Source organism: Mycoplasma sp. CSL10137 (genome assembly GCF_017116845.1).
Lineage (GTDB): Bacteria > Bacillota_I > Bacilli_A > Mycoplasmatales > Metamycoplasmataceae > Mycoplasmopsis.
The window spans coordinates 304,067-318,267 of the sequence record NZ_JAFIRE010000001.1 but is presented as its reverse complement, the minus strand read 5'-3'; the positions used below and the strand labels follow the sequence as shown (position 1 = coordinate 318,267).

The window sequence follows — 14,201 nt, the reverse complement described above, 5'->3', positions numbered from 1 at the left end:
CTTAATTTTTAATTTATTCTTACGTCTTCGTAAAATTCTAATACATCATCTTCTTCGATGTCGTTGTAGTTTTTGATATGAGTACCAAAATCTTTTCCTTTTACAACTTCTTTGGTGTCATTTAATTCTCTTCTTAAACTATCTATAACACCTTCGTGAATTAATTTACCTTTACGATAAACCTTAACTTTAGATTTTTCTTTTACTAAACCAGTATCCATCATTGCTCCTGCAATTTTACCAACTTTTGAGTAAAAGAACACTTTTATAATGTGAGCCTCACCTGTTTTACGTTCTTCATAGATAGGGGCTTTTTCTCCATCGAGCATTGCTTGGCAATCTTCTAAAATTTTATAAATAACGCTGTGTTCGATGATTGTAATATTTTGAGCAGCGGCATTTTGTTTGATTGTAGAAGGAGTCTTTAAATTAAAAACAAATATTATCGCATTTGATGCTTGTGCTAAAAGTAAATCACTACCACTAACATGACCTGCACTAGCTGCAATAACTTTTATAGTAGCTTCCTCGTTTTCCATGTTAGATAATTGTCCTTTTATAGCTTCACTTGTACCATGAACATCACTTTTAATAATTACATTTATAACTTTTTTACCTTCTGCATTTATTGCCTCTACATTTTTGTGATGCAATAAATCCATTTTATCGGCAAAAGCCTTTTCGTTAGCAAGTTTTTTAGCGAATTTTTCATCATTAAACCCGATAAATTTATCTCCTGCGTCAGGAGCATAATTTAACCCTGTAATAACCCCGGGTTGTCCTGGTTCAATTCTTTCGATTTCCAAACCATTTGCATTGGTTATTTTTCTGATTCTACCATATTTTGAACCCGCAACAATAAAATCACCTTTATATAAAGTACCATTTTCAACTATAACTGTTGATACGGCACCAGCACCTTTATCTATTTTAGATTCAATAACAGTACCTATTGGATATCTCTTAGGGTTTGCTTTAAGATCCAATAATTCTGTAAGTAATGTAATTTCATCAAATAAGTCTATCAAACCTTCTCCCTTAAGAGCTGAACCATATACTATTTGTACATCACCACCATATTCTGGTACTATAACTTCATGTTCCGCTAACTCACCTTTAAGTCTATCTAAATCTTTATTTGGTTTATCCATTTTGTTAACAAAAACTATCAAAGGAACGTTAGCAGCTTTAGCGTGTGTTATCGCTTCAACTGTTTGAGGCATAACTCCATCATCTGCTGCAACAACTAATATAATAATATCTGTGACTTTCGCACCACGGGCACGCATTTTTGTAAATGCTTCATGACCTGGTGTGTCCAAGAATGTTATTTTTTTATCTTTGTGTTTGATTTGATATGCACCAGTATGTTGTGTTATACCACTTGATTCAGTTTTAACAACATTTGTGTTTCTAATTTTGTCGATTAATGTTGTTTTACCATGGTCAACGTGCCCCATTACCGCTATTATTGGACTACGATTTATTAAATCTTCTTCTTTATCTTCGAAATTAACTTCATCTAAAAAGTTAGACCCGTCAATGTTAGTTTCTTTTTGAAAATCTAAATTATTTTCAAGACATAATTCAGCGATTTCTTCTTCATCTAAAATGTGATTTAAATTATACATTTTACCCGCCATGAAAAATTTCTTAATAATTTCGTTTGAATTAATTTTTGTCACTTCTGAAAAATCACTTATAGACATTTTACCTGTAAAAATAAATTTTCCATCTTTGATTTCGGTTTTTGTAGTTTGTAATTGTTGTTTAATGTCGTTAACATTACTTATTCTTTGTGTTTTTTTAGCCATAAAAAGACCCCCTTTAATTCTTGCTCTATTTCGAAGTAATTTTCTTTTGAAATATTGCTTTTAAAAACTCTATTTAAAGCTTTTGTTTTTTTGATTTTATTTCAGTTTTCCTCTGATGGTATAAAATATGCCCCACGCCCATTTAATTCTCTTTTTAAATCTAAAGTTGCATGATTCTTATTTTTTAAATAATTAAATCTAATTAAATTTTTGATATCAACTATTTGATTTGTTATAATGCACTTTCTTGTAAAGTTATGATTAATTTTCTTCTTTTTCTCAATCATCGTTAAATTCACTTAAATCAAGATCTAAGCTTAAACCGCCATAACTCACTAAATCATTGTCAACGGTAAAATCTTTTATTTTTTTGTATTCTTCAATAACTTTTTTCTTATTTTTATTAGCGGTATCGTTTGTAGGTTTTCTTAAATTATCATCAATAAATCGAGTTTCTTCTTCGTTTGAATCAGAATCGGACATGTCTTGATCATAATATTTACCTAATTCGTTAACAAAATCATAAGAATCATTATTTTCTTCTTGAAATTCAGAAGTGTCTTCTAATTTTGACTCTAATTCAGAAAATACATCATCAAAATTAAATTGTTTATTTGATTTATCCGTTCTTTTTGTCTTTTTATTAGTTTCTTTTTCGTTAGTTGTTTCTTTGTCTTCCATAGATCTTGTAGATCTTAAAAATTCACTAACATCTTTATCAAACTCTTCAAATTTTAAATCTATATCTTTAAAATAGTTATTTGATCTAGATTTTTTATTTATATTCTTACTATCACCATGTGCAAATAATGGTTTATCATACTCCCTTGTTGGTTTATAACCTGATTGGTTAAATGGAATTTTTCTTTTTATAGCTTCATCAACAGGAATAATATTAATTATATTTTCAGTCAATTTTGAGGCTAAATCATTATTAATACCACGCTTACCTATTGCGATTGTTATATTATCAGCATCGACGATGGCAAAACATTTACCAGTTTTTTTATGAATTGCAACATCTATAATTTTTGCAGGAGATAATGCGTTTATGATATAATCTTTTCTATTTTCTGAATATCTAATGATATCTATTTTTTCTCCTAAAATGTTAGAAGCTGCAATAATTCTTTTTGCCCCTTCACCAAAAATAGAACCTATTATGTCAAAATCAAAAATTTTATCCGGATTTGGCATAACCGCAACTTTAGTTCTTAGACCTGGAGCTCTTTGAACTTTTTTGATTATAATATCGCCGTTAGCAATTTCAACAATGGTTTCTTTTAAAATATTTTCTACTTGTTGTGGTTTAATCATAGATACTTCTAAAACATTTAAAGTACTATCATAATTTACTTTTTCCAGAATAACCTTAACCGAAGAACCAGGGTGTAATTCTCTAATTCTTGTAGCCTTATTTCTATTTAAATGTGATGTATATACATTATTTTCATCATCTAATATTTCTACTAAAAAACCACCTTTTGGTAAAGCGTGTTTAATTTTACCATCAAACTCTTTTCCTATTTTATCACCAAACACTTCTCTAATTCTTTCTTTTTCCTTTGATTTTAATTCAGATTTAAAACCATTATTGATTGCTGTCTTTTGTCTTTGTGTTAGAGAATTAAAGCTAAATTCAATGCTTATGTTATCACCATATTTAACGTTAGGGTTTAATTTAATAGCATCTTGGTAATTCATGCTAATTAATCTTTGTTGGTCAAAATTTAAATCATTATTATCATCAAAATCAATTTCAAAATTTTCTTCTTCAACACTACCAGCGATGTTGTAAATAGTGATAGTTTTTTCTTCATGATTTGGTTCTCAAACTATTTGTGCATCTGGGTCGATGTCTCTTTCAAAAACTTTTTGAGTTTCGTTTCTAAAAAGTTCTAGAACTAAATCAAAATTAAAATGATGTTTATTTGCATAATTTTCTACTATTTCATATCAAATCTTTTTTTCTGAAATTAATTTAAGATCTTCTTTATTTTTTGTATCTTTTCTTGCCATATTTTCCTTTAATATTTAATATATAATTCAGCGTTTAAAATATCTTTTTTTTCAAATTCAATTTTTTTCAATTGTCCCTTTTTGTTTCAAGATGCTATAAAACTATCTAATCTATCTTCAAGTATTTTTACTACAAAAATATCTTGACCTAAATATGATTTTTTAAGTTTTAAAGTTACATCTTTATTAATGAATTTATCTAATTGATTAATGTCAACATTAGTATCAAAACCTTTAGATAAAACCTCTAAGTAGTGGTTATCGGTAAATCATTTTTGGCTTTCTAAAAATAATGATATTTTTTTAGAAAGCATTTCTACATCCTTGAGATTTGTGTGATTTACTGTAACTTCTAAAGTTGGCCCAAAATCATTTTGAATCATTTTAGCTTCTAAAATAATATCGCCAAATGCGTTTGTTAATATTTGTTTATAATCCATAAAACTCCTTTAAAATAACAAAGAGCTGTGCAATGCACAACTCCTTTTTTATTACATAACTAACTAGAAGTAATATTATTATATCATAAATAGAATATTTTGAAAAGTAAATGAAGCTTAATTAATTATGCAATATAGAGACTTTGAAATCAAAGTAGGTTGATCTTATTAAAATAAATGTGTAATTGTGAAAAAATACGCTTAAACCTATTTTGTTTTCAATCTCTCGTAATCTATTTTAATCTTTCTAGCAATTGCAAATTTTACTTATAAAGCTTAAATAAAGCTTAAAATTATTTAGCATATAAAAATAAAGTGTAAAATATATTAAAAGGAGAAAAATGGATAAAAAATACGAAAAATTAGCTCAAAGACTTAAAAAATATATGTCAATTGAAGCGATATCAAGATTTGAAGAACCAGTTGTTGATGAATTAAAATCAAACATTAAAAAAGGTGCTTTTAAAATTGAAAGAGACAAGATGGGCTCTGTAATTTTCTTTAAAAAATCTAAAAAAGAAAATGCACCAAAAGTGATGTTAGCTGCTCATATGGATGAAGTTGGTTATATGGTGAGAACAATTAAAGATAATGGTAATCTAATGGTTACACCAATTGGAGGAGTTTGAGCAAATACTGCTATAGGTACAAGAGCAGTTGTTGTTTCTTCTGAAACAAATCAAAGATTTGAAGGGGTTTTTGGACATACAAGCATTCATATTCAGACACCTGAAATGTATAAATCAGCGGTGAAAAATGATGATTTATATGTTGATTTAGGATTTAAATCAAAAGAAGAAGTTGAAAAAGCTAAAATTAATATCGGTGACAAAATTTTTATGACAGGAGAATACATAGAATTAGCAAATAATTTAGTTGGTGGTAAGGCTATGGACAATAGAGCAGGAGTAACTGTTTTAGAATTTGTTGCTAACAACATTGCCGATTTAGATTTAGATGCAGATGTTTATTTAGTTGGTACAGTTCAAGAAGAAGTTGGTACTCGTGGTGCTAAAACTTCAGTTTCAATAATTAATCCAGACGTAGCATTTGCTGTAGATACCGGAGCAGCTCACGATACAACAGGAGCAAAAGAAGGTACACCAGTTTTAGGTAAAGGTGTAAGTATTTTAGTAAAAGATTCTGGAACATTACCTGATCCAAAATTAATTAATTATTTAGACCTAATTTCAAAAGAAAAAGAAATTCCTACTTATAAATATGTAGCAGGAGGCGGTGGTACAGATGCCGCAGAATTGCAATTTGCTCCAGGGGGTGCGGCTGTAATGACTATTTCTATTCCTCAAAGATATCTACATAGTCCTATAGGTGTTGCTTCTTTACTAGATATACAAGCAACAATAGATTTAATGACAGAATTTATTAAGTCGTATTCTAAAGAAACTCACGAAGAAAAATTATCATACAAATAAAAATAAAAAACTCGCAATTTTGTGAGTTTTTTATTGATCTATTTTTATATTTATTTTAATTTTTTTAGTTTGTGTTTTATCAGAAGTTGTTTCATTTTCGGTTTTTATTTCATTCAATTTATTGATTATTGTTCTATTATTTTCTTCGCTTAAAGAAAAGTAAAAGTCATATGTAAATTCACTAAAAAGAGCGTTTGGATCAACTTGTCCGAAAACATATTTTATATTTTTATTAAATAATATTTTTTCGAATGAATTTATGTCTAATGCCTCATTTTTTCTTATTGACGGTGAGAAAAATAAACTTAATTCATTAGTTTCATTATTGAATTCAACTTTTGTTATTTTCGGATTATACATCTCTATAGGTGCATATTTTGTTAATTCTAATACTTTATTTGTTAAATTGGTTTCTACGTTTTGAGGCTCAATTACATCTCTAAAAATTGGCATCAATTGTTCCAAACTCAATGAAATTTTAAAAAATGAATTTATGTTATCTGGTAAATAATCACTTAAATCTTTTTCGTTTTCTTCATTTTGGATTTCTTCAACTTTATCAAATTGATTTTTATTTGTTTTTGAATATCTTGTTATGAAAGTATCATCTATTCTACGTTTTGAAGCATTAATTACGCTGCTTTCATAAAAATCACTAGATACAAAATTGTTTACAATATAGTTTGAATCAATATATCTATTTTTAATTTCTTGAAGATTAATAAAATCATTGATTTCTTTAGAATTATTAGCTTTATTTATTAATTCTTCTTTAGAAATATTTAATGGATATAATTCAAAAGTTTTATTTTTGTTTGCTTCTATCCCTGATTCTATGTTAGATGTAGATGTTTCACTTGAACTTGGTTGATCGTTTGAAGTATCTTTTCCATTTTGATCAGAATTAGTAACAGGTACATTAATTTTTTTAATATTAAATGAGTTAGTCGAAATACTTCATATATTACTATTTTTATTAAATGTGTATTTTTCGCTTAAAGAATATTTAAAAATATCAAGCATTTCTTTACTAATATTTAAAATATTATTTTGAATTTGGTTATTAGTTTCATCGTTTGGTACATATTGTGGGTTTGAAATTTTGTCTATTATATTTTTTAAATTTAATTTATATTCATTAGCTTTAGATGTAAATAAATTGATTTGATTTTGAGTTTGCATATCTAAATTTGAATATTTTTCCATTTTATCAACATATTTTCTTGCTTGGTTATTAATAGATTCTGTTAAAAATAAATTTAATATATATTTAAAATTTTCTTTTTCTTTATCTAAAATTAATTTTGATTCATTAGTATAAATCTCATCTTTAAGAGCTTGTTCTACAAAATCTGTTAAAAAATGTAAATAAAAATTGATTAAGCTATTCAATTTTTTAAAACCTTTATTTTCATCATTTTTAATTTCTGTAAAAGTTTTATTAAGATTATCTAGCAGTCCTGTACCTTTTTTTGTGTATTCAACTAAAAAATTATATTTATCTAAGTTTTCTTTCTTTAATTTTTCTGTTTTTTCTTCATTTTCTAAAAATATTTTTGCATCTTTTATAAACTTATCTTCTAAATCTACCGAAAATTTATTAAAGTATTTTTCAACTGGAATTGATATCGAAGATAATTCATCCATTAAATTAATATTTTCAACGGATGAATCTTGTTGTTTATTTTCATTTGTTTTATTATTTGTAGTGGCACAACTTGTACTTAATGTAATTAAGCTTGATAGTGCGAATGCATTTAATAAAAAATTGATTATCTTTTTCTTTTTCATAGTTTAAATTATATATTAATATGATTTATTTGTTTCTTTCATATTAAATATTTAAATTTATCAAAAAGAGTTATATTGTCAGTGCAAAAAAAACAATTTTATTTAAATAGTTTCAAAACTTTTTATTTCAATTTAATAATTGGTGATATAATAATAGAGCCATCTAAACAATAACCCACTAACTTGGTCAGGACAGAAATGTAGCAGCCATATGAGGAAGTGTTGTGTTAGTTGGTCTTTTTTTACGGAGAGGTTTTATGGATGTTATTTTTGAAATTAAAAAAAATAAGAAATTTAAATTAAGAGTAGGAGCTATTTTAATACACAAAAATAAGTTATTGATTGCTTACGATGCAGAAAATAATTATTATCAATATTTACCCGGTGGAAAAGTAGGTTTTGGTGAAAGCTTCGAAGAGTGTATTAAACGTGAATTAAAAGAGGAATTAAATCTAAACGTTAATTCCTTACAAGAATTTTGTTTATACCAAGGTTTTTTCTTCAATAAATATGTAAAAAAAGATTTTCATGAGGTTTCAATGTATTATTTAGTTAAATCAAATGTAGAACCTTGATTTGAACAAGATAATGTTGTGTTTTATGAGGGTGATAGAAAATTAACATTTAAGTGAGTAAAGATTGAAAACCTAAATCAATACAACGTTTTACCTAAAAAAATTGTTGATAAAATAAAAAAAGGTGATTTTCGGTTTGATTTAATTTCAGAAAATAATTATTAAAAAATATTTTACTTTTAATGATAAATATGGTAGAATATTATTACGTGGTCGCGTAGCTCAGCAGGACAGAGCACGAGCCTTCTAAGCTTGTGGTCAGAGGTTCGAATCCTCTCGTGATCGCCATTTTTTTATACCTTTTTTTGTGTTTTTTTCAATATTAATTTATAATTTTAATCATTATTAAGATTAAAAAGTACATTTACTTAAAAGGAGTTAAAATGGTTAAAATGTTTAAAATATTACCTAGAAAAATAAAAATTGAGATGTTATTTTCTTTTATATTGATATTTTTGAATGTTGTAACAATGATGTTTGTTCCTATTTTAATATCACAAATATTACCCTTACTAATAGGGCAATCTGAAATTTATAGTGTTATAGTTTTTAAACATCCGATCTATACCTCTACCGATTACAAGTCAACGTTAACTTTTCTAATTTCTACAATTATTTCGTTAATATTTGCGTCTACATTTATTACTTTAATGTCTACATATACTTTGGTTTGAGCGGGAGAAAAAGCTTCTAATTTTTACAGAGATTCATTGTATAAAAAATTTCAAACTTTAAGTTTAAAAGATATTTCCGATATTACAATAGCTAGTTTGATTACAAGAATAAATGATGATGTAGCGATGTTCTGAGATTTTTTAGTTGGTGCAATAAGCATTTTGATTAAAGCTCCAATGTTTGTTATTATTGGTTTGGTATTTGCGTTTACAACAGATTTACAATTAACATGATCTATATTAGCAGTAGTGCCTATATTACTTTTCTTTACATTTTTTATTTTCTTTAAAGTTGTTCCGATTATTAGAACTGGAAGAAAAAGACTAGACAATATAACTAATGCTGTTAGTGAAAATATTTTAGGTGCAAAATTAATTCGTGATTATAATTTACAGGAACAACAGTTAAATAAGTTCAAAAAAACAAACAATGAATGATTAACTAATGTTAGAAAAGTTATGAAGTTTTTTACCTTAGGGCAACCGTTTTTCTTCTTTGTTGTTAATTTTGTTATTTTCTTAATATTTCTTACTTCGTTTTTTATTTTACAAAATAATCCAAACACAGATATTAAACAATTAATTGCCAAAATTAATACTTTTATAGAATTTGAATTCATGATTGCGCTAGGTTTAACAATGTTTAGTCAATTTTTTGGCGCATTTTTTAGAGCTAAAGTATCTTCTGGAAGAGTCATGCAAATTTTAAACTATAAGAGCGAAAAAATAAACGTATTAGATGGTATAAAACTAGAAGATAAACCTAATTATTCTCTAGAATTTAAAAATGTATCTTTTAAGTATTTTGAAGAATCAAAAGGTTGAGATTTAAAAAATGTTAGTTTTAAAATTGAAGAAGGAAAAACTTTAGGAATAATTGGGCCCACCGGATCAGGTAAGAGTACAATTGCTAATTTAATTGTTAATAATATGGAGTACTCCAACGGAAATATATTAATCGATGAAAAAGAATTGAAAGAAATTAACACTAATGATCTAAAAAAGAATGTAGGTATTGTTTATCAAAATGCTTTATTGTTTTCTGGAACAATCGAATCTAATATTAGATTTTCCAAAGAAGATGCTACGGATGGTGAGATTGATTATGCTTTAGAATTTTCTTGCTCTAAAGACTTTGTAAATTCTTTTGAAAAGCAATTACAACATGAAGTTTCACAACAAGGTAAAAATTTATCTGGAGGTCAAAAACAAAGATTATCTATTGCAAGAACATTATTAATTAAACCTAAAATTTTAGTTTTAGATGATTCTACAAGCGCTTTAGATAATTTAACAACAAAAACATTAATTAATAATATTTCTAGAAAAAATAGTTCAACAAATGTAATTATTTCACAAAAAATAACATCTATAAAAAACGCCGATAAAATTATAGTGATGGATAAGGGTGAAATAGTTGCGGAAGGTACACACAAATATTTAGTACAAAATTGTGAATGATATAGAGAAATAAGTCAAAATCAATTAGAACAATAGAAAGAGTCATAATGAAAGATATTAAAAAACAAAAAAATTATTACAAAAATTTAAAAAGACTTTTATCTTTTGTTAATAAAGATAAAAAAAGTTTTTATTTAGCTATGTTCTTCTCTTTTATTAATGCAATTTTTTATATTGGTGGTAGTTATTTAATCGGTTATATAGTTTCTAGTTTTTTTGAGCCACTTGGAAACGGTAAAAATTTTAGTGATTTTGAAACAACTAAGTTTTTTCTAATTTTATCAGTTCTAGTTTTATCATATTTAGTTTATGGAATATTTAGATATTCGGAACAATACATATATGCAAAAATTAGTTATCAAGCTTCCGCGAGATTAAGAAATGAAATTGTAGATAAATTAATTCATTTAGATATAAGTTTCTATGATAAGAATAAAACAGGTGATTTAATTTCTAATTTAGTTATTGATGCTAATAATATTGCTAACTCATTATTTCAACTTCTCTCACAACTTATTAGTGCTTTCTTTAATATTACTATTACTATAGTCATGATGTTTTTAGTTTCAACTGCTTTATCATTAATTATAATACCTATAACTCTAATTAGTTTTGGTATGGTATTCTTATTGATCAAGAAATCTCAACCTTATTTTATTAAAATGCAAATGATTTTTGGAGAATTAAATGCTTTTGTTGAAGAATCTCTCCAAAATACAAAAATTACAAATGCATTCAATAAACAAGAACATTTATTTAATCAATTGACTGATATAACCAAAAGAATTCGTGATACGGCATTCAAAGGTGACTTTATATCGAAAAGTTTTGATTCAATATACACTTTTTTAAGTAATTTTCTTATTTTAATTATTACTGGTATATCAGCTTATTTTTATTTTAGAGGAACAAATGTATTGGGTCTTCAAGGGTTCGGAGCGGATATAAATGGTCACGCAACAGCAGGCCTAATATTTACTTTTATTTCTATAAATTGAAACTTTTTAGGTCCGTTTCAAGCTTTAATGGGTGCTGTATTTAATATTCAAGTTGGTATAGCCTCAACAAATAGAATTTCAAAATTATTAGATGAACCTTTACCAAAAACTGATCATGAAATAATTAGGATTGTTAAAATAAGTTACAACGAAAACGTTAATGATTTTTTAGAATGTTCTAACGAAGATCCTTTTGGTTTTTTTGCATGAAAAATATACGATCCTAATATTGAAAAATATGTTTACAAATCTGTTAAAGGGAATGTTGAATTTAAAAACGTTTACTTTAGTTATGATCCGACTAAAAATAATAAATATCAACTCAAAAATGCTTCATTCAAAGTAGAGCAAGGTCAAAATATAGCTATTGTAGGACCTACCGGAGCAGGAAAAACTACAATTATAAATTTAATTAGCAAATATTATAACTATCAAAAAGGAAGTATTACAATTGACGGTTTTGAGCTAAAAAATATTAATAGAAAAGATTTAAAAAGAATTATGACTATTGTTTCACAAGATTCATTTTTATTCAATGAAACTATTTTAGATAATTTGAATATGTCTAATGAAGGAATTAATGAAAACGACATTAAAAAAGCAATTGAGATGACACAATCACAACATTTTATTGATTCATTACCTAAAGGCGTTAACACTTTAATCGAAAATAATGGACAAAATATATCTCAAGGTCAAAAGCAATTACTTTCAATAACTAGATCAATACTCTCTAACAAAAATATATTAATATTAGATGAAGCAACATCTAATATTGATTCTAATACTGAAATAATAGTTCAAAAATCAATGCTTAAATTAATGAAATATAAAACTTCATTTGTTATTGCTCATCGTTTAAGCACTATTAAAAATGCCGATTTAATATTAGTAGTTAATAACGGAGAAATAATAGAAACAGGAACACATAAGAGTTTAATTAACTCTAGAGGATTCTATTATGATATGTATACTTCACAATTTATTAATGATTAAAAATATAGATTTTCCCAAATCTATATTTTTTTTACTCATTTTTCTATGCTAAAAACATCTTTATCAATTGTTTCTATAAGTTCGTACATGGATAAGTCAAAGTTTAAAAAAACATCTCCGCTAAATTCTCCGTGAATTCTACTTATAATCAATTCATCTGCAAAATTATAAAATGATTCGTAAATACTTTTACCACCGGCTATAAAAAGTATTTGTGAATTATTTTTATAGTATTCAAATACTTTAAATAATTCACTTGTGTTATTAATGGTTACATCAGCATTAGGTATATTTTCTTCACTCAAAACATAAATTTTTCTATCTTTTAATCTATGCGGTAAACCTAAAAAAGTATTTTTACCAAATAACAGAGAATGATTAAGTGTAGTTGTTTTAAAATGATTTAATTCTTCTTTAATCCTTCAAGGTAATTTGTCTTTATTGCCTATTAAATTATTTTTATCAAGTGCAACTATTAATTTAATCATTATACAGCAACCTTTGCTTTTATCGCAGGTAAGTATTCATAATCTTCTAGTTTAATATCTTCTAAAGTAAAATCAAATATATTATCAATAAACTTATTTAAAACTAATTTAGGTAATTTTAAAGGTCTTCTACTTAATTGTTCATTTACTTGCTCAATATGATTTGAATAAATGTGTGCGTCACCAATTGTGTGTATGAATTCTCCTACTTTTAAATTCGTAACATGTGCTACCATACTTAATAGTAATGAATATGAGGCTATATTGAATGGTACACCTAAAAATAAATCACCACTTCGTTGGTAAAGTTGTAATGATAATTCATCATTCTTATTTACATAAAATTGAAATAAAGTATGACAAGGTGGTAATGCCATATCTTTTACTTCTAAAGGATTTCAGGCACTAACTATATGCCTTCTTGAATAAGGATTTTTCTTAATATCATTTATTAAATTTGAAATTTGATCTACACCAAGAAAATCTCTTCATTGCTTTCCGTACACCGGACCTAAATTTCCGTATTTTTTCGCAAATTTTTCATCTTCCTTTATTCTTTGGATAAATTCTTTTAAAGTTTCTCCCTTAAAATCATTAGATTTTTTAAAATCTTCATAAGGTCATTCGTTTCAAATGTTTACATTATTGTCTATTAAAAATTTAATGTTGGTATCACCTTTTAAAAATCATAATAGTTCGATAACTATTGCTTTTCAAGCCATTTTTTTAGTTGTTAAAAGAGGGAAACCTTCTTTAAGATTATATCTTGATTGGGTACCAAAATAACTTATAGTACCTGTATTAGTTCTATCGTCTTTATTTATTCCTTCTTTTTTAACTAGGTTTAAAAGTTCTAAATATTGTTTCATATTGCTCCTTGTAATAATTAATATGTATTCAATATTATAAATTAAAAAAATGATTTTATGTTAATTTCCATAAAATCATTTTTTAATAAAACATTAAAATTTAATGTGGCATACAACATTTGGATTTTTATCTGAGTAATCTTGATGATATTCTTCGGCTAGATAATAGTTATCTAACTTTTTAATTTCTGTTACAACTTCACCATCAATATCTTTTGAAAGTTTTTCAACAGTTTTTTTAATTATTTCTCCATCTTCTTGTGTTTCGAAATAAATGCCGTTTCTATATTGTGTTCCATGATCGGGACCTTGATAATTTAAAGCCGTTGGATCGATAACTTCAAATAATTTTTCTACTATTTGGGATAAACTTATATTTTCTTCATTGTAATATAATTCTAAAGTTTCGACTGCGTTAGTATCGCCTTGACACACTTGTTTATATGTTGGAGCTTCAACGTCTGAGTTAGCGTATCCTACAGTACTAAATTTTGTTCCTTTTATTGTTTTAAAATAACCTTGCACACCTCAAAAACATCCTCCAGCTAAATATATTCTTTTCATTTTTCCTCCTTTAATTTAGATAATATTTTACCATAAAAAAATAATGCAATATTTATATACTGCATTTCTTGTTTTTTTC

At 26.0% G+C, this 14,201-nt stretch carries 12 protein-coding genes, 1 tRNA gene and 1 other RNA gene; 6 read left to right on the top strand and 8 right to left on the bottom strand.

Annotation, left to right across the window (positions count from 1 at the left end; genetic code table 4):
• Nucleotides 1–8: 8 nt before the first annotated feature.
• From infB to JXZ92_RS01065, 4 genes are read right to left on the bottom strand one after another with little or no spacing between them, the layout of a single operon-like run.
• On the bottom strand, nucleotides 9–1,814 hold the full coding sequence (infB, locus tag JXZ92_RS01080) for a translation initiation factor IF-2 (RefSeq protein ID WP_205851939.1): 1,806 nt from the start codon (nucleotides 1,812–1,814) through the stop codon (nucleotides 9–11).
• Nucleotides 1,790–2,101 (bottom strand): YlxR family protein, encoded by a 312-nt coding sequence (locus JXZ92_RS01075; protein WP_205851938.1) that lies wholly within the window; start codon nucleotides 2,099–2,101, stop codon nucleotides 1,790–1,792. Before JXZ92_RS01075 ends, infB begins: the two co-directional genes overlap by 25 nt.
• The gene (locus tag JXZ92_RS04115) at nucleotides 2,076–3,833 is read right to left on the bottom strand and encodes a NusA N-terminal domain-containing protein (RefSeq protein WP_205851937.1); all 1,758 of its coding nucleotides are present in this window, start codon (nucleotides 3,831–3,833) and stop codon (nucleotides 2,076–2,078) included. The genes JXZ92_RS01075 and JXZ92_RS04115 overlap by 26 nt, the downstream gene beginning before the upstream one ends.
• An 8-nt stretch (nucleotides 3,834–3,841) precedes the next feature.
• A complete protein-coding gene (locus JXZ92_RS01065; protein WP_205851936.1) occupies nucleotides 3,842–4,273 on the bottom strand; it encodes a ribosome assembly cofactor RimP in 432 nt (143 codons plus the stop codon).
• Between the two features lie 341 nt (nucleotides 4,274–4,614).
• Between JXZ92_RS01065 and JXZ92_RS01060 the strand changes: the two genes are divergently transcribed.
• Nucleotides 4,615–5,706, top strand: a complete 1,092-nt coding sequence (locus tag JXZ92_RS01060; RefSeq protein ID WP_205851935.1) for a M42 family metallopeptidase — start codon at nucleotides 4,615–4,617, stop codon at nucleotides 5,704–5,706.
• Nucleotides 5,707–5,736: 30 nt separating this feature from the next.
• Here JXZ92_RS01060 and JXZ92_RS01055 read toward each other — a convergent pair whose 3' ends face one another.
• The gene (locus tag JXZ92_RS01055; RefSeq protein ID WP_205851934.1) at nucleotides 5,737–7,497 is read right to left on the bottom strand and encodes a hypothetical protein; all 1,761 of its coding nucleotides are present in this window, start codon (nucleotides 7,495–7,497) and stop codon (nucleotides 5,737–5,739) included.
• Between the two features lie 152 nt (nucleotides 7,498–7,649).
• On the opposite strand from JXZ92_RS01055, the gene ffs reads away from it, so the two are divergent.
• The 5 genes from ffs to JXZ92_RS04105 all read left to right on the top strand — a co-directional run bounded on the left by ffs (nucleotide 7,650) and on the right by JXZ92_RS04105 (nucleotide 12,201).
• An RNA gene (gene ffs, locus JXZ92_RS01050) (signal recognition particle sRNA small type) lies at nucleotides 7,650–7,743 on the top strand.
• A gap of 11 nt (nucleotides 7,744–7,754) precedes the next feature.
• A complete protein-coding gene (locus JXZ92_RS01045) occupies nucleotides 7,755–8,237 on the top strand; it encodes an NUDIX hydrolase (protein ID WP_205851933.1) in 483 nt (160 codons plus the stop codon).
• A 46-nt stretch (nucleotides 8,238–8,283) separates the two neighbouring features.
• A tRNA-Arg gene (locus JXZ92_RS01040) sits at nucleotides 8,284–8,360 on the top strand.
• A 95-nt stretch (nucleotides 8,361–8,455) separates the two neighbouring features.
• Entirely contained in the window at nucleotides 8,456–10,243 is a 1,788-nt protein-coding gene (locus JXZ92_RS04110) for an ABC transporter ATP-binding protein (protein ID WP_205851932.1), read from the top strand.
• A gap of 11 nt (nucleotides 10,244–10,254) precedes the next feature.
• Nucleotides 10,255–12,201, top strand: coding sequence for an ABC transporter ATP-binding protein (locus JXZ92_RS04105; protein ID WP_205851931.1), 1,947 nt, complete (start codon nucleotides 10,255–10,257; stop codon nucleotides 12,199–12,201).
• A 20-nt stretch (nucleotides 12,202–12,221) separates the two neighbouring features.
• On the opposite strand, the gene JXZ92_RS01025 is transcribed toward JXZ92_RS04105, so the two are convergent.
• The 3 genes from JXZ92_RS01025 to msrA form a co-directional block, all read right to left on the bottom strand.
• Nucleotides 12,222–12,689 (bottom strand): dihydrofolate reductase, encoded by a 468-nt coding sequence (locus JXZ92_RS01025; protein WP_205851930.1) that lies wholly within the window; start codon nucleotides 12,687–12,689, stop codon nucleotides 12,222–12,224.
• Nucleotides 12,689–13,558 (bottom strand): thymidylate synthase, encoded by an 870-nt coding sequence (locus JXZ92_RS01020; protein ID WP_205851929.1) that lies wholly within the window; start codon nucleotides 13,556–13,558, stop codon nucleotides 12,689–12,691. Before JXZ92_RS01020 ends, JXZ92_RS01025 begins: the two co-directional genes overlap by 1 nt.
• Nucleotides 13,559–13,651: 93 nt before the next feature.
• Nucleotides 13,652–14,122, bottom strand: a complete 471-nt coding sequence (gene msrA / locus JXZ92_RS01015; RefSeq protein WP_205851928.1) for a peptide-methionine (S)-S-oxide reductase MsrA — start codon at nucleotides 14,120–14,122, stop codon at nucleotides 13,652–13,654.
• Between the last annotated feature and the right edge of the window lie 79 nt (nucleotides 14,123–14,201).